At 68.5% G+C, this 16,496-nt stretch carries 12 protein-coding genes and 1 tRNA gene; 4 read left to right on the forward strand and 9 right to left on the reverse strand.

Annotated features, from left to right (window positions below; all coding sequences use genetic code 11):
- Positions 1-2 precede the first annotated feature (2 nt).
- The 6 genes from VT85_RS13045 to VT85_RS13065 form a co-directional block, all read right to left on the reverse strand.
- Complete coding sequence (locus tag VT85_RS13045; RefSeq protein WP_068415740.1) at positions 3-2,699, reverse strand: sensor histidine kinase; 2,697 nt, start codon at positions 2,697-2,699, stop codon at positions 3-5.
- Positions 2,696-3,274, reverse strand: coding sequence for a potassium-transporting ATPase subunit KdpC (gene kdpC, locus VT85_RS13050; RefSeq protein WP_068415743.1), 579 nt, complete (start codon positions 3,272-3,274; stop codon positions 2,696-2,698). The genes VT85_RS13045 and kdpC overlap by 4 nt, the downstream gene beginning before the upstream one ends.
- A gap of 30 nt (positions 3,275-3,304) precedes the next feature.
- Positions 3,305-5,371, reverse strand: coding sequence for a potassium-transporting ATPase subunit KdpB (gene kdpB / locus VT85_RS13055; protein ID WP_068421958.1), 2,067 nt, complete (start codon positions 5,369-5,371; stop codon positions 3,305-3,307).
- A gap of 17 nt (positions 5,372-5,388) precedes the next feature.
- The gene (gene kdpA, locus VT85_RS13060) at positions 5,389-7,110 is read right to left on the reverse strand and encodes a potassium-transporting ATPase subunit KdpA (protein WP_068415746.1); all 1,722 of its coding nucleotides are present in this window, start codon (positions 7,108-7,110) and stop codon (positions 5,389-5,391) included.
- Positions 7,107-7,199, reverse strand: a complete 93-nt coding sequence (gene kdpF, locus VT85_RS27625; protein WP_156512849.1) for a K(+)-transporting ATPase subunit F — start codon at positions 7,197-7,199, stop codon at positions 7,107-7,109. Before kdpF ends, kdpA begins: the two co-directional genes overlap by 4 nt.
- Positions 7,200-7,994: 795 nt before the next feature.
- Positions 7,995-8,939, reverse strand: a complete 945-nt coding sequence (locus VT85_RS13065) for an IS630 family transposase (protein WP_197490648.1) — start codon at positions 8,937-8,939, stop codon at positions 7,995-7,997.
- 748 nt (positions 8,940-9,687) lie between these two features.
- On the opposite strand from VT85_RS13065, the gene VT85_RS28495 reads away from it, so the two are divergent.
- From VT85_RS28495 to VT85_RS13075, 3 genes are read left to right on the forward strand one after another with little or no spacing between them, the layout of a single operon-like run.
- Entirely contained in the window at positions 9,688-10,206 is a 519-nt protein-coding gene (locus tag VT85_RS28495; RefSeq protein ID WP_197490649.1) for a transposase, read from the forward strand.
- Positions 10,178-11,020 carry a transposase gene (locus tag VT85_RS28500; RefSeq protein ID WP_197490651.1) on the forward strand — a complete coding sequence of 281 codons (843 nt, stop codon included), beginning with the start codon at positions 10,178-10,180 and terminating at the stop codon, positions 11,018-11,020. Before VT85_RS28495 ends, VT85_RS28500 begins: the two co-directional genes overlap by 29 nt.
- 5 nt (positions 11,021-11,025) lie before the next feature.
- A complete protein-coding gene (locus VT85_RS13075; protein WP_068415753.1) occupies positions 11,026-11,577 on the forward strand; it encodes a hypothetical protein in 552 nt (183 codons plus the stop codon).
- Between the two features lie 302 nt (positions 11,578-11,879).
- Here the strand turns inward: VT85_RS13075 and VT85_RS13080 are convergent.
- A tRNA-Val gene (locus tag VT85_RS13080) sits at positions 11,880-11,952 on the reverse strand.
- Positions 11,953-12,187: 235 nt separating this feature from the next.
- Here VT85_RS13080 and xylA point away from each other — a divergent pair.
- Positions 12,188-13,501 carry a xylose isomerase gene (xylA, locus tag VT85_RS13085; RefSeq protein WP_068415756.1) on the forward strand — a complete coding sequence of 438 codons (1,314 nt, stop codon included), beginning with the start codon at positions 12,188-12,190 and terminating at the stop codon, positions 13,499-13,501.
- A 73-nt stretch (positions 13,502-13,574) separates the two neighbouring features.
- Here xylA and VT85_RS13090 read toward each other — a convergent pair whose 3' ends face one another.
- Entirely contained in the window at positions 13,575-14,351 is a 777-nt protein-coding gene (locus tag VT85_RS13090; RefSeq protein WP_082858376.1) for a transposase, read from the reverse strand.
- Positions 14,348-14,905 (reverse strand): helix-turn-helix domain-containing protein, encoded by a 558-nt coding sequence (locus VT85_RS13095; protein ID WP_068411620.1) that lies wholly within the window; start codon positions 14,903-14,905, stop codon positions 14,348-14,350. Before VT85_RS13095 ends, VT85_RS13090 begins: the two co-directional genes overlap by 4 nt.
- Positions 14,906-16,496 lie beyond the last annotated feature (1,591 nt).

A 16,496-nucleotide genomic window follows, 5' to 3' on the forward strand; every position in this document is an offset into this window, starting at 1 on the left:
GGTCAGTCCCCGCTCGATTCGATTTCGATCTGCGGGGGATCTTGCGGGAGGGGGAGCCGCAGGGTGAAACGCACCCCACCGTCGGGTCGATTCGCAGCCGTGATCTCCCCACCGTGGACCTTCGCCACGGCTCGGCAGATCGCCAGGCCCAGCCCGCTGCCACGCCCGGCGTCGGCGTGGGGATCGCCACGGCGGAATTTCTCGAAGATCCGCTCCTCGGAACCCGGAGGCAAGCCGGGGCCGTCGTCGGCGACGTTGATGATCACCCAACCTGCCTCGGGCCTCGCCGTGATGGAGACGACCGCTTGCGGGGGCGTATAGCGGGCGGCGTTCTCCAGCAGGTTGACGAACAACTGTTCCAGAAGCAGGCCGTCCACCAGCAGCAGGGGCAGGTCGCCGGGGATCGACACCTCGACCCGTCGATCGCCCAACTCGCACCGGGTGCGGCCGAGTGCCGATCCCACGACCTCCTCCAGGATGTTCCATTGCATCCGGGCGGTCGCCCCGCCCATTTCCAGCCTCGACATCTGGAGGATGTCCTCCAGGAGCCGGGTCAGGCGGTTAGCCTCGTCGGCGATCGTCTCCAGCAGTTGGCGTCGGGTCGACTCGTCGAACGTGTCGGTTTGGAGCAGGCCGGTGCTGGCCCCGGCGATGGCGGCGAGCGGCGTCCGCAGGTCGTGGGAGACGCCGCTCAGCAGGGTGTTGCGGACCTGCTCGGCCTGGGCCTGGACCAGGGCCTCCGAGGCCGCGAGCGACATCCGGTCTCGCTCGATCGCCAGGGCGAGCTGGCCGGCGCACGCCTCCAGCAGCCGCCTCTGGTCGGGCTCCAGCAGCCGCCCGATTGGTTCGGCCTTCACGGCCAGCGCTCCGACTGTCTGTTGCGAGGCCGTCAGCGGCACGAACAGGGCGACGGCGTTGGGGAGCGTGTCGGTCCCCGCCCCCGCCATCTGGTCATGCTCCATGACCCATCGGGCCGTCGGGTCGCTCACCGGGTGGGCGGCGACGGCCGAGCCCCGGCCGAAGGCGACCTCCGGCACGCCGCCGGGTTCGCCGAGATAGATCGCCACCTCCCCGTTCGTCAGCTCGGCGACCTTGCGGGCCGCCGCCGCCGCCAGGAAGGCCGCCCCCGAGATCGAGCTGAGTTGCTTGCCCAGCTCGTAGAGCGCCGTGATGCGGCGCTCTCGAAGAGTCCCGCTCTCGACCTGAGATCTGAGCCGGGCGGTGAGGGTGCTGATCAACAGGGCGATGGCGAGCATGACGCCGAACGTCACGAGGTATTCCGTGTCGGCCACGGCGAATGTGTAGCGGGGCGGGACGAACCCGATGTCGAAGACCAGGACGGCCACGACGCTCGCCAGGATCGAGGGCGCCCGCCCGCAGACGGCCGCCACGAGGGCGACGGCGGCGAGGAACACCATGGCGACGTTGGCCGAGTGCAGCCCGATCCGATCGACCAGGGCCGCCGCCGCCGTGCCGGCGCCCACGATCGCAGCCGCCTTGAGATAAGGCCGCCGATCGGCCGGGGCGGCGGGCGGTCGAGTCCGGGACGAGCGGGCCGGGTCGCCCTCTCCCCGGACGACGTACACGTCGATGTCGCCGCTGCGTTCGAGCAATTCATCCACGATCGAACCGGACAGGAGCCGCTTCCAGCGGGGCTGTTCGGTCTTGCCGATGAGGATCTTGGTGACGTTCCGGGTGCGGGCGTAATCGAGCAAAGCGGGGGCGACGGATCGGCCCGACAGCGTGACGACCTCCGCCCCGAGCCGCTCGGCAAGACGGTAGTGGTCGGCCAGCCGGACCTGGACCAGCGGGTCGGCGGCCATGTCCATGCGCTCGACGGCCGCCGCCGTCCAGGGGGCGTCGAGGGCCTGGGCCATCCGCTTGGCCGTTCGGAGCACTCGAGCCGTGGAGGGGCTGGGGCCGACGCAGACGAGCAGCCTGTCGGCCGTCGCCCACGGCTCGGAGGCCGACCGCTGCCGCCGGGCGGACTCCACATCGGTTTGGACCCGCCGGGCCGCCTGCCTCAGAGAGAACTCTCGCAATGCCACGAGATTCGACTTCTGGAAGAAGCCCGCCAACGCCCGCTCGGCCTGCTCCGGGATGTAGACCTTGCCCGCCCGAAGGCGTTCGAGCAGCTCCTCGGGCGTGATGTCCACCAGCTCCAAATCATCGGCCCGCTCGAAGACCCGATCGGGGATCGTCTCTCGCACGGTGACGCCGGTGACGCCGCCGATCACGTCGTTGAGGCTGTCGAGGTGCTGGACGTTGAGCGTCGTCCAGACGTTGATCCCCGCCCCAAGCAACTCCTCCACGTCCTGCCATCGCTTCGTGTGACGGGAGCCCTCGGCGTTGTGGTGGGCCAGCTCATCGACCAGGATCAGCTCGGGCCGGCGGGCGAGCGCCGCATCCACATCGAACTCCCGCAGGGTCACCCCACGGTACTCGACCAGGTGTGGCGGGATCGCCTCCAGCCCCTCCAGGAGCGTCAGGGTCTCCGGCCTGCCGTGCGGCTCGACGTAGCCGACGACCACCTCCCTGCCGGATGCAGCCGCCCGCCGGGCGGCCTCCAGCATGGCGTAGGTCTTCCCCACCCCCGCCGCATAGCCGAAGAAGATCTTGAGCGCACCCCGGCCCCGCCGGGCCTCCTCGGCCTGGACCTGCCCAAGTAGGGCGTCGGGGTTGGGGCGCTGATCGATCATGGCCGGCCGGTCGCCTCGTCGAGCGAAAGGTTCAGCAGGAGGACGTTCACACGGGGCTCTCCGAGGACGCCGAGCTGGCACCCCTCGGTGTGGCGATCGATCAGCGCCCGCAGCTCATTTTCCGACATGCCCCGAGCCTTCGCCACACGGGACGCCTGGACCTTGGCGGAGGCCGGGCTGATGTGCGGGTCGAGCCCGCTCCCCGATGCGGTGACCAGATCCACGGGGACGGCCCACGGTCCCGGATCGTCCCGTCGGGATTCGTCGAGCCGGGCCTGCACGGCCTCTTTCAACGCCGGGTTGAGCGGCCCCAGGTTCGAGCCCCCCGACGAGGCGGCATTGTATGGGACCGGAGAGGTGGCCGACGGGCGCCCCCGGAAGTAGGCGTCGTTCGTGAATGCCTGCCCGATGAGCGACGAGCCGACCGGCTCGCCGTCCCGGACGACCAGGCTGCCGTTCGCCTGCGACGGGAACACGACCTGGGCGACCGTCGTGACGAGGAGCGGGTAGGCCACGCCCGTCAGCAGGGTCAGGATCGCCAGCATCACGACGGACGTGCGGAGGGCATCTTTCATGGGACTCGTTCCTCTCGTATCGGCGACCGGTCAGACGATACCGATCGCCGAGAGCAGCAGGTCGATCGCCTTGATCCCGACGAAGGGCACCACGAGCCCGCCCAGGCCGTAGACGAGCATGTTGTCCCGCAGGAGCTGGGCGGCCCCGACGGGACGGTAGCGGACGCCCCGGAGGGCCAGCGGCACCAGGGCGATGATGATCAGGGCGTTGAAGATCACCGCCGACAGGATCGCGCCGGACGGGGAGGACAGCCGCATCACGTCGAGCGACCCGAGCACCGGGTAGGTCGTGGCGAAGGCGGCGGGGAGGATGGCGAAGTACTTCGCCACGTCGTTGGCGATGCTGAAGGTCGTCAGCGCCCCTCGGGTCATCAGCAGCTGCTTGCCGATGTTGACGACCTCGATGAGCTTCGTCGGGTTCGAGTCGAGGTCCACCATGTTCCCGGCCTCCTTGGCCGCCTGCGTGCCGGTGTTCATGGCGACCGCCACGTCGGCCTGGGCCAGCGCCGGGGCGTCGTTGGTGCCGTCGCCGGTCATCGCCACCAGCCGGCCGCCCTTCTGATACTCTCGGATGAGCGAGAGCTTCGCTTCGGGGGTCGCCTCGGCCAGGAAGTCGTCCACGCCCGCCTCGGCGGCGATGGCGGCGGCGGTCAGCGGGTTGTCGCCGGTGATCATCACCGTCTTGATGCCCATGCGGCGCAGCTCGGAGAACCGCTCCTTGATGCCCCCCTTCACGATGTCCTTCAGCTCGACCACGCCGAGCGCTTGGGCATCCCGACTCACGACCAGCGGCGTCCCTCCCGACCGTGCGATCGTCCGCACCCGTTCGGTCAGCGTCTCGGGGATGACGCCCCCTTGATCCTGGATGTGGCGGGCGACGGCCTCGGTTGCCCCCTTGCGGATGACTCGGCCGTCGAGGTCAACGCCGCTCATCCGGGTCTGGGCGGTGAACGCTACGAACTCGACGGCATGATCGTGCAGGTCGTGGCCACGGAGCCCGAAGCGGTCCTTGGCGAGGACGGCGATGCTGCGGCCCTCTGGCGTCTCGTCGGCGATCGAGGCGAGCTGGGCCGCCTCGGCGAGCTCTCGTTCCGAGACGCCCTCCGCCGGGTGGAAGGCCGTCGCTTGGCGGTTACCCAGCGTAATCGTCCCCGTCTTGTCCAGCAGGAGCACGTCCACGTCGCCCGCCGCCTCCACCGCCCGGCCCGACATGGCGACGACGTTCGCCCGGCTCAGGCGGTTCATCCCGGCGATGCCGATCGCCGACAGGAGCGCCCCGATGGTCGTCGGGGCGAGGCAGACGAAGAGGGCGACGAGCACGGTCGGCGTGATCGGCCGCCCCTGGCCCGACGCCTCGACGCTGAATACCGAGTAGGGCAGGAGCGTGGCGACGACCAGCAGGAAGACGAGGGTGAGCGCCGCCAGCAGGATCGCCAGGGCGATCTCGTTGGGCGTCTTCTGCCGCTTCGCTCCCTCGACCATCGCAATCATGCGATCGAGGAAGCTCCGGCCGGGAAGGGCCGTGACCCGGATCACCAGCCAGTCGGAGATGACCTTCGTTCCGCCCGTCACGGCGCTGCGGTCGCCGCCGCTCTCCCGGACGACCGGGGCGCTCTCGCCGGTGATGGCGCTCTCGTCCACCGAGGCGGCCCCCTCGACGACCTCGCCGTCGGCGGGGATGACTTCCCCGGCCCGGACGATCACGAGGTCGTCCAACTTGAGGTCCGGGGCGGGTACGTCCTCGGTGGTCTTGGACCGGCGGTCCACGATCCGGCTGGCGACGATCTGTGTGCGGGACTTCCGAAGGCTCGCCGCCTGGGCCTTTCCGTGTCCCTCGGCGACGGCCTCGGCGAAGTTGGCGAAGAGGACCGTGAGCCAGAGCCAGACGCCGACCTCGAAGATGAAACCGGACGACTCGCCCGTGGCGGCGCCGAGCGATCGAATCCACAGGAGCGTCGTGAGGATGCTCCCCAGGTAGACGGCGAACATCACCGGATTCTTGAGCTGGTGCCGAGGGGCGAGCTTCAGGAGCGAGTCCTGGACCGCCTCGAAGAGCACGGTGCGATCGAAGGTTCGGGCCTGCGTGCGGGAAGTCATGTTCGTATACTCCTCGGTCATGCGGGGAGCATGAGATGTTCGACGATCGGCCCCAGCGCCAGGGCCGGGAAGAAGGAGAGGGCCCCCACCACGACGACCACCGCCACCAAGAGGGAGACGAAGAGAGGCGTGTGGGTGGGCAACGTGCCGGGGCCGGCGGGAACCTGCTTCTTTCCGGCCAGCGACCCGGCGATCGCCAGGATGGGGATCATCACTCCGAACCGCCCGACGAGCATCGCCAGGCCGAGCAGGCCGTTGTAGAAGGGGGTGTTCGCCCCCAGACCGGCGAAGGCGCTGCCGTTGTTGTTCGAGGCCGACGAGAGGGCGTAGAGGATCTCGCTGAAACCATGCGGGCCTGGGTTGGCGACGGCCGCCCGCCCCTGCGGCAAGCTCACGGCGAGGGCCGAGCCGACGAGGACCGTCGCACACGGCAGCAGGATCACGAGCGAGGCCATCTTCATCTCGAAGGCCCCGACCTTCTTGCCCAGGTACTCGGGCGTCCGCCCCACCATCAACCCGGCGAGGAAGACCGCCACCAGGGCGAAGGCGAGCATGCCGTAGAGCCCCGAGCCGACGCCGCCGAAGATCACCTCGCCGAGCTGCATCAGCCACATCGCCGCAAGGCCGCCCAGCGGCGTGAACGAGTCGTGCATCGAGTTGACCGAGCCGTTGGACGCCGCCGTCGTCGCCACCGCCCAGAGGGCCGACACGTCCGACCCGAAACGGACCTCCTTGCCTTCCATGTTGCCGTTGGTCTGATCCACCCCCAGGGCGGCCAGACCCGGGTTACCCTTCCCCTCCGCCACGACGGCCAGAGCGATCATGGCGACCAGGACGGACGACATGGCGGCCAGCAAGGCCCATCCTTGCCGACGGTCGCCGATCATCTCGCCGAAGGTCAGGCAGAGCGCCGCCGGGATCAGAAGGAGGGCCAGCATTTGAAGGTGGTTCGACAAGGGCGTCGGGTTCTCAAGCGGATGCGCCGAGTTGGCGTTGAAGAAGCCGCCGCCGTTGGTCCCCAATTGCTTGATCGCCACTTGCGAGGCCGCCGGCCCGACGGCGATCCGTTGGGTCGTCGTCTCCCCGCTTTGGTCCTTGATCGGCTCGATGAGCGTCACTCCCCGGTACGCGGAGAACGTCTGGACGACCCCCTGCGAGACCAAGACCAGGGCGAGGACGAACGACAATGGAAGCAGGATGTAGAGGATGCTGCGGGTCAGATCGACCCAGAAGTTGCCGATGGAGTCCGACTCGTGTTTCGAGAACCCCCGAATCAAGGCGACCAAGACCGCCATGCCCGCCGCCGCCGAGACGAAGTTCTGCACCGTCAGGGCGGCAGCCTGGGTCAAGTAGCTCATCGTCGCCTCGCCGCCGTAACCCTGCCAGTTCGTGTTGGTGCCGAAGCTGACGGCGGTGTTGAACGCCGAGTCGGGCGAGACGGCGGGCAGGCCCTCGGGATTCAGCGGCAGGACGCCCTGGAGTCGCTGGAAGACGTACACGGATATGATGCTCACCATGCTGAAGCTCAGCAGCCCCGTGGCGTACCGTCGCCAGCCCATCTCGGCCTCCGGATCGATCCCGGCGGCCCGATACACCAGCCGTTCCAGCGGCCGCAATGGGCCGAGGATTGGGGGGATGCGCCCCTGGTGGACCCTCGCCATGAAGAGTCCGAGGGGCCGGACGCAGAGGCCGAGCACGGAGAGGTAGAGGCCGATCTGGATCAGACCGAAGGTCGTCATGAGAACCACTCCGGCTTGAGCAGGGCGGCGAGCAGGTAGCCCGCCAGGAGGACCGCCATCACCGAGGCGACGAGTTGCGTCCAGTCCATGCTCAAGCCTCCCTCCGAAGTCCGTCGATCAGGCGGATCGACAGGCCGCATGCCCCGAAGAACGCCGCCACTGCGAGCAACCAGGCGATATCCATGCTACGTCTCCCGTCCACGATGACCTAGGTCCATTAGATCCGAGGGCGGATCAAGCGGGCGCAAAAGTCGCACGACGGGGCGTAAAAAAAGCCTCAAGATCCTCCCGGACGACGCTCCAGCCGGGAGTTCGCCGATCGTCCCGCCTCCGGTCGAGGCGGGCCGGTGACCGGGGCACTTTCGCACTCAAATTCGCTTGTGGGACGGCTGGTCCGTCCGGCGGGCGGGAGGGGCTTGGGGGTGGGGCGGCGGCGAGAGCCGCTCGATCATGTGGTCGAGCTGATGGAGAGCGGGATCGACCGGCTGTATCGCTCCGAAGTTGCGTGGTGAGCTGAGGATGCTCGGCGTGAGCCTCGCCACGACGACGAACGTGGAAGCTCGCTCGGACTTTGAAGGCGGCCGCCCCTTCAGCTCTCGTCGCTCAACGTCATGACCGTCAGCTCTCCTGATCAGCGGAGCGAGATTGTTCTTCTTCCCGACCGCCGCAGGCAATACGAGGAATCGTCCTTCGGACTGTAAAAAATCTGTTCCATCTATACTCATGGCCCGATCCAGATCGACGGCGTCGGAAGACGTGCAGAGGGGCGGTCGACCCCGACAGGTTTTGCGTCCGAAACCTGCACCTCCGGCGGGCGAAATCGGCAGGAGCGGTCGAAATCCACCTCCGGCCCGCAGCGTGGGCTGCTCCTGGTTTACAGCGGTTTACCCCGGGATGGCATACAGCCCTGAATGCCTGAACCAGCCGGCGATATCCTTGGCCGTGGTCTGGTAGAGGGCGTCGGCCGGCGCCTGATGCAACGCCGGGGTCGTCCCCGCGGCGATCCGACGCAGGCGGGCCTTGAGCTTCGACCACACCTCCTCGATGGGGTCGTGGTCGGGGCTGTACGGCGGCGGCCGGACCCCTCTCGCCCCCGCCCGCTCGATCGCGGCCTCGGCCGCCTCCGAGTCGTGGACGCGAAGGTCGTCCATCACCACGACGTCGCCGGGGCGCAGGTTCGGCGCGAGCACGCCTTCGGCGTAGGTCCGGAACGCCGGCTCGTCCATGGCGCCGGCGAACGCCGACTCGCCGCGGAGGCCGTCGAGGCCCACCGCCGCGACCACGGTCGTCGTCCGCCACGCCTTCGGGGCCGAGCCCTCGGCCCGACGCCCCCCCGGGGCCCGGGCTTGCGTCGGGGTCATCGACGCGTCGACACCGGCCTCGTCCAGGACGATCCGCCGTCTCGGATCGAGCCGCTTCGCCTTGCGGCGGGACCTCCGGCGGGCCTCCTTGACGTCGGGGCGGTCGCGTTCGGCGGCGTGCGGCGACTTCTTCTTCCGCGTCCAGCCGGACCGCCGCAACGGCCGCCAGATCGTCACGAGCGTGCAGTCGAAGCCGCCCCGCTCCTTGATCTGCTTCGGCGTGGCGTCGGCGTGCCGGCGAACCAACTCGAACAGGCGAATCCGCTCGTCGAGCCCGAGCTTGAACCCGGCCCCGCCGCCGTGGGGCCCCGGCTCCAGGCCGCCGCTCGCACGCCGACGCTGCAGCATCCGCACCACGAACGACGGGCTCACCTCGAACCGCCGGGCGATCGCGCGTTGCGACTCCTCGCCCCTGTCCACCGCCGCGACCACGCGCTCCCGCAGATCCGCCGAACAAGGTCTTCCCACGGCACGCCTCCCGAGCCGACGCGTCACGCGATCATGGCTCCGTCAGCTACTCTTCGCGTATGCCGCCCGAGGGCAAACCGCTGTAGAATCGGGCTCGAGTGGTCTCGACATTATGCCCACCTCAGTCTACCTTGGCTTCGTCCAGATCGTCTTCGCATTTATCCACATCTGTTAGCTCGCTCAAACCGTCAAGCCACAGCCTGTTTAACGCGACAAGAAAGCTGTTGCCTTCATCGGCCGGATGGGATGGCTTGTTGTCTAACCAGGAATACCATACGAGAACAACCATAAAGTACACAGGCTATGAGCAGGACACACTTGATGTGGACTGGTTTGCTATCGCTGCACTTTCCGGGATTTCATGACAATTGACCGTTCAGCTTGCACGGTGGGTCAAGAGAGCAGGTCGTGGGGACGATCGGGCGCTGGGTCGGGGATTGTTCGCCAGGCGTCGGCTCCGATCCCAAGTCCGTCTTCCGCATCTCGCCGGGCGTCGGTCACGCTCTCGTGCCAGTAATCGGCCTCGCATGCCGAGTCGTTGAGAGTACGAACCAGGCATAGGTATACGCCGCCGTCCTCCGGGTCGTGGATCATCACCCGTCGGGACGCGGAACCGGACCTGGACACATTCGCTGTTCTGCGCGTTCGCGGCCTCCGACGCGAGGGGGCATCGTAGACGGGGGCCGACCTGAGCGGGACGATGGCGGTTATCATGACTGCCGGACGTCCCGAGCGGAGCCGACCCCCGATGTCATCCTCGCATCCGACGCTCGCGCCTTGCCAGTGGTTCGTCCGCCTCGCTTCGTCGCTCGACCGTCGGTCGGCGCCGCGGCTCGCCCTGCTGTTCATCGGGGCGGTGCTGGCCCGCGGGAGGCGTACCGTCACGACCTGGATCCGGGCCGCGGGGCTGAGCGGCCGCTTCCGGTCCTGCTACATCACCGTCGCCGCGGCCGGCAGGAAGGCCGATTCGATCGCCGTCCGACTGCTGAACGAGGTCGCCGCCCCGCTGGCGACGGGCTCGGGGCGGCTGACGCTGGCGATCGACGACACGCCGACCCGACGCTACGGCCCATACGTGCAGGCCGCCGGCGTGCATCACAACCCGACGCCCGGCCCGGCCGGCCCCCCGCACGTCTACGGCCATGTCTTCGTCGTCCTGGCCTTGCTCGTCGAGTACCGGTCCTGGGGCGTGATCGCCCCGCCGCTCCTGTCGCGGCTCTACGTCCGTAAGGGCGGACTTGCCGGCGATCGATCTCAGGCATCGTAACGCGTTCCGCACCAAGCTGGAGATGGCCGTCGAACTGCTGCAGTGGGCGAAGCACTGGCTCGGCCTGCTGAAGCGACCGATCTGGTTGGTCGCCGACGGGGCCTATGCGAAGCGGCAGATGTCGAGGCCGGCGAAGGCCCTGGGGATCTCGGTCGTCAGCCGGCTCTGCAAGGACGCGGCCCTGCGGACCGTCCCCGGCCCGAGGCCCGCCGGCAGGCGGGGCCGCCCCCGCATCTACGGCGAGAAGGCGATCGACCTGGCCAAGCGGGCCGGCCAGAAGCGGGGCTGGTCCCGAAATCGTTTCGAGTTGTACGACGGGGCTGCCGTCAAGCGATACAAGACGTTCCCGGCGACGTGGCGGCCGGCCGGCGGCGTGATTCAGGTCGTCCTGGTCGACGAGCCGCACGGCTGGCGGGCTTACTTCTGCACCGAACTGAAGGCGACGGTCGCCGACGTCCTGACCACGATCGCCGATCGGTTCAGCCTGGAGATCGCCTTCCGCGAGATCAAGGAGATCGTTGGGGCGGGGGAGCAGCAGGTCCGGTTCATTTACGCGAGCGTAGGGGCCTTCCTCGTCTGCCTCTGGACCTACACGATGACCGAGGCGTGGGCCTGGAGGCGATCGGAGGCCGAGTTGGTGGACCGGACGGACTCGCCCTGGGACTCGCCGACCCGCCGACCCAGCCACGCCGACAAACGCGGGGCCTGGCGCCGCGAGTTCCTGGCCGGGGAGATTCTCGCGATCCTGCGGTCCGGCCCGTCCGACGCCGAAATCCAGGCCGCCGCAGACAGGCTGCTGCGGCTCGCGGCTTGATGCTCATGCAATCTCAGAAAGTGCAGATTGAAGCGTACGACCTTGAATTAAGGCTCCTGTCCGAGGCCGTCGAAGTCGAATACCGCTGGCTGCGCCGCATCGTAAAGGACGGTCTTTCGAGGCGGGGCGGCAGGCTGGACCGCCTCACCAGGCACCTCGGCTTGCCGGATGGGGATTACCTGTGGGCTGCGGACATCAAACAGTTCCTCCCTCATCCGCCGAAACCGGAGCAACTCAGCACTCTGAAGCAGAAGCTCGCATGGCCCTACGCCGAGCGGCTGCTCGACCTCCTGGAGACTGGAAGCCACGAGTATTTGAAAGACTTGATCGATCGGCTCCACAAGTTCCACCTTTCCCACCCGGCCGGCGGCTCGAACTATTATGGACCTGCAAACTCCGACCCACTGGTCGGAGGGGAACGGATACAAGCCGTGCAGGACGTCCGACTGGTCGACCCGTCGGAGTCGCCCCGCGCAGAGCCCGCAAGCGGGATGAGTCCGGCCGCAACGTTGGCCGACCGCATCCGATCTCGGGAAAAGTCGGCTCATGCGTATTGATCCCATGTCCGTTTAGGATCACGCCGTCGAGCATCGTCCCCGGCCTCGTCCCTGCAAGGCACGGAATGATCTCGAATAGGCAGGACCAGGGCGGCTCCCGATCGGGTGGTCAAGCCGTCGCATATCCATGCAGGATGATTTCGTCGGGTGCCTCGCCGACGAAACGAAATCGGCCACGCCGTCCCGAAGGAAGATGTGGCCGTGACCGGGCAGTAGAACCGGAGGGAATTGCAAAACCGATTGCAACAGGAAATGAAGACCTGTTTCTCGTCGCAAATCGTTGCAGTGCAAGGCGTTGAAAATGGGCGGCATTGGATTTGAACCAATGACTTCCACCGTGTGAGGATGGCACTCTAACCACTGAGTTAGCCGCCCGGAGCGGTCGCGACGAGAACGTATGCGACAGGGTGCATTCTAGCGAGTCGCGTGGCGGCTCGCAAGGCGGAGGCGCGGCCTGGATCGAGGGATTTTTGCGACGGGAGGCCGGGGCTAAGGGGAGGGCGGGGGACTGCGGGAGGGACGGGTGAGGGGTTGCCCACGCGCGAGCGTCTCCTTAGAGTGAGGCGTCGCGTGTGTACCGATGTCCGTCTGATGACTGGCGAGACGACCCATGGCTGCTTTCTTCCCAGACGTGCCGAAGATCCAGTATGGCGGGCCGAAGTCGCGGAACCCGCTGGAATTCAAGTACTACAACCCGGACGAAGTCGTCGGCGACCGGACGATGAAGGAGCACCTCCGCTTCTCCGTCGTCTACTGGCATACGTTCTGCAATCCCCTCTCCGACCCGTTCGGCGTCGGCACGGCGCAGCGGCCCTGGGAGGACGGGACCAACTCGGTCGCCAACGCCCAGACCCGCGCGAGGGTCGCCTTCGAGTTCTTCGAGAAGCTAGGCGCCCCGTTCTACGCCTTTCACGACCGCGACGTGGCACCTGAGGGCCGCTCGCTCAAGGAGAGCCACGCCAACCTGGACGCGGTGGTCAACGTCCTCAAGGAGGAGCAGGAGCGGACGGGCGTGAAGCTTCTCTGGGGCACCGCCAACCTGTTCTCGAACCCCCGCTACATGCACGGCGCGGCCACCAGCCCCAACTTCGACGTCTTCGCCTTCGCCGCCGCGCAGGTCAAGAAGGCGATGGAGGTCACCCATGAACTGGGGGGGACCGGGTACACCTTCTGGGGGGGCCGCGAGGGCTACATGACCCTCCTCAACACTGACATGAAGCGCGAGGTGGACCACCTCGGTCGGTTCCTGCAGATGGCGGTCGACTACAAGAAGCAGATCGGCTTCCAGGGGACGTTCTACATCGAACCCAAACCCAAGGAGCCGACCAAGCACCAGTACGACTCCGACGCCGCCGCCTGCCTGAACTTCCTCCGGACGTACGACCTGCTCCCCCATTTCAAACTAAACCTCGAGACCAACCACGCGACGTTGGCGGGGCACGAGATGATGCACGAGATGGAGGTCGCCATCGGCTCCGGGGCGCTCGGCTCGATCGACGCGAACACCGGCGACTACCTGCTGGGGTGGGACACGGACCAGTTCCCGACCAACATCTACCTGACCGCCCAGTGTATGCTGGGCGTGCTCCAGATGGGAGGCTTCACGACCGGGGGCGTCAACTTCGACGCCAAGGTGCGGCGGGAGAGTTTCGAGCCGGTCGACCTGTTTTACGCCCACATCGGCGGGATGGACGCCTTCGCCCGGGGCCTCAAGATCGCCCATGCCGTCCGCGCCGACGGCCGGCTCGCCGCGTTCGTCAAGGACCGCTACGCGAGCTGGGAAGGCGAACTCGGCCGCCGCGTCGAGGCGGGCTCCGCGAGCTTCGCCGACCTGGAGGCTTACATCCTGCCAAAGGGGGACGCGGCCCGGAACGCCAGCGGCCGCCAGGAGATGCTGGAGAACCTCTTCAACGACTTTATATGATTTTAATCGGTGATGAGTGGAGCCTCGACGGACCGCCCCAACCATCGTTCGCCTGAAACTCGTTGGCGTGGAACTAGTGGGTCACTTGGATTGCCTGTGGCCATAAGTCGGCACGCCGCGGGACCGGGACACGCGAGCAGGCCCCCGAGCCGCCGAGGTGGTGACGGCGCTCACGCTGCCGCCGCCGCCGGGCCGCCCGCTTGCCGCCCCACTGGAACGGCGTCGGCGCCGCGTCCCAGTGCCGCGCCGCGGCTTCATACCACGCGATGATCTGGGCCGCGTCGGTCGGGTACTGCCCGTCCAGCGCCCGGCGCTTGAGGATCCGCTGCAGGCTCTCGGCCATGTTCAGCCAGGAGCCGCCCACCGGCGTGTACAGCGGCATGATCCCGTGGTCGAACAGCCAGCACACCAGCTCGGGCGTCTTGTGGCCGGCCAGGTTGTCGAGCACCAAGAGCATCCGCAACGGCGGCGGTGCCTCCGGGAGCGTCGGCACGACCGTGAGGCCCTCCTGCCAGCGTTCCCAGGCCCCACGCCAGCCGTCGTCCGGCGTCGCCGGAGGGTCGGGCATCGCGGCAAGGATGGCCGCCAGTTCGCGCTTCAGCCAGGGGTGCAGGACGGCGTTGGGGCAGGCCGTCACGCCGCTGACGCGGGCGTGGCCGTCGGCCGGGCGGAACAGCGTCAGGGCCTTCGCCGTGCCGTCGCGGAGGTACTCGTGCGGCTGGCGCGCCGGGTCCCCTTCGGGGCGCCACGACCGTCCCGGGTAGGGGACCGTCTGGTAGGGGCCGGCCTGGTCGGTGCACCAGACCTCCAGCCCCGACGACGTACCCGTGAGGTAGGCCGCCTCGATCAAATTTTTTTCGCATCAGAATCCGGGTCGGCGACCTGGACCGGCCCGACCTTGCGGCGGCGCAGCGCCTTGCCGGTGGGGCACCAGGTCCGAGTGCGCTGGTAGCTGGCCCCGGACTCGCGCAGGACGCGGCGGATGGTATAGGTCGAGACCTTCGGCAGGCCGTCGGCGGCCGCGCGGAGCGTCCGCTGCAACGTCGAGAGCGACCAGGTGGCGGTGCCGTCGCCCTCCGGGGTCGGCGCCCGGGCCGCCTCGGCGGCGATCCGCGCCCGCTCCTGCGGGCCGTAGGTCGGGCTCCGCCCGCCGCCGTGGCGGGGCTTCAACGCCTCAAGGCCCTCGGCGTTGAAGCGGGCGACCAGGTGCGAGACGGCGTCGCCGGAGCGGCGGCCGACGGCGCGGGCCGCGTCCTGGTAGTCGTCGCCGGCGGCGACGGCCAGCAGGATCTTGGCGCGGACGACCTCGGCGGCCGGGGCGGCCGAGGACCGACTGAACTGGACCAACTCCCGTCGCTCCGCGTCGGTCAGCTCGCGGAGCGGGTCCTTCTTCTGGCGCGACATGGCGGCCTCCCTGGTGCGAGAAGCCACCGATTGTACTCGTACTCAGGTCTTATGGCTACGGGCATGGCACTTGACCCACTAGTGGGTCGAGTGGCCATAACTCGCTCCACAGCGTCTCGGCAGGGGCGGCCGTGTACAGCGCCCGAGCCGCCCAGGCGATGGCGGCGTTCTCGTTGACGCCGCCGGCGGGCCGCCCGCTCGCCGCCGCAGACGAAGGGGGGCGGCGACGCGTTCCAGTGCGATGCAGTCGCCTCCAGCGTTCCCAGGCCGCTCGCCGCCCGGCGGCCGGCTCGCCGGGCGGATCGGGCAACCCGGCCAGGATTGCGGCCAACTCCCTCTTGAGCCAGGGATACAGCACTGGGTTGGGGCAGGACGTCACCCATTGCAGGCGGACCCGGCTGTCGGTCGGACAGCAGAGCGTCAGGGCATTGGCCGTGCCGCCGCGGAGGTACTCGTGCGGCTGCCGCACCGGATCGCCCCCGGGCCGCTACGACCGGCCGGGGTGCGGGATCGTCTGGTAGGGCCCGGTCTGGTCGGCGCACCAGACCGGCAGGCCCATCGCCTCGCCCAGTCGGTAGGCATTCTCGATCAACATTTTTCGGGCTCGGCGTCCGGGTCGAGGCCACGACGGACCCCACTTTTCGCAGGCGCAGGGCCGATCCGGTCGGGTGCCAGGTCCGCGTGCGTTGGTGGCTGTAGCCGGCCTCGTGGAGCACTTTTTCGATGGTGTAAGTCGAGACGTCGGGGAGTCCGTCGGGGGCCGAGCGCAACGCCTCGCGCAGGGTGCTCAAGGACCTAGAGGCCGTCTTGTCGGCCTCGGGTGTGGGCGTCCTGCGGACCTCGCGGAGGATGCGCTCGCGGGCCGAGGCGTCGTAGGTCGGGCTTCGCCCGCCGCCGTGGCGAGGCGTCAACGCCGCCAGCCCCGCGTCGTTGAACCGGGTCACGAGAGGTGATACGGAATCTATTTAGTTCTGACGCCGGCCTCGCGTCAGGTAGGGGGCGGCGCAGACCGACTTGATCAGCTCGGCGTCGGCCATGCCGACGTCGATGGCGGCGACGGCGGCCTCCATCAGGTCCTCCCAGCCGGGGTAGAGCCGGTTGGACCAGTAGCAAGTAGTGCCGCAGGTTCTCGATCGGGTCCAGCTCGGGCGAGTAGGGCGGCAGCCGGATCTGCGAGACGTTCTCGGGGACCTCCGACGCCCCGGCGACGTGGAAGCCCGCCCCGCCCCAGATCAACGCGGCGTGGACGTCGGGGGCGAGCCGGCGCGAGAGCTCGGCCAGGAAGACGTTGGTTGATCGCCTCGGCGTCCAGGCCGGGCATGACGATCCCGGAGGTCGCCCCGGTGGCGGGGCAGGCCGCGGCGATCACCCGGAGGTGCTCGTGCTGCGTCTGGCGGACGGCGGTCGGCCGCGAGCCGCGGCGGGCCCAGACGGTCGCCGTCCCCTTCCGGCCGAAGCGGGCCTCGTCCTCCCTCCTGGTCGGGTGGGCGGCGGCGACCTCCGCGATCAGTCCGCCGACTTTTTTTGGAACTCCTCGCGGGCCGCGGGGTCGGACTTGGGGGGCCCCGGGGGGGGCGAGGCACGAGTAGCC

The organism is Planctomyces sp. SH-PL62, assembly GCF_001610895.1.
In the GTDB taxonomy this organism is placed as follows: Bacteria; Planctomycetota; Planctomycetia; order Isosphaerales; family Isosphaeraceae; genus Paludisphaera.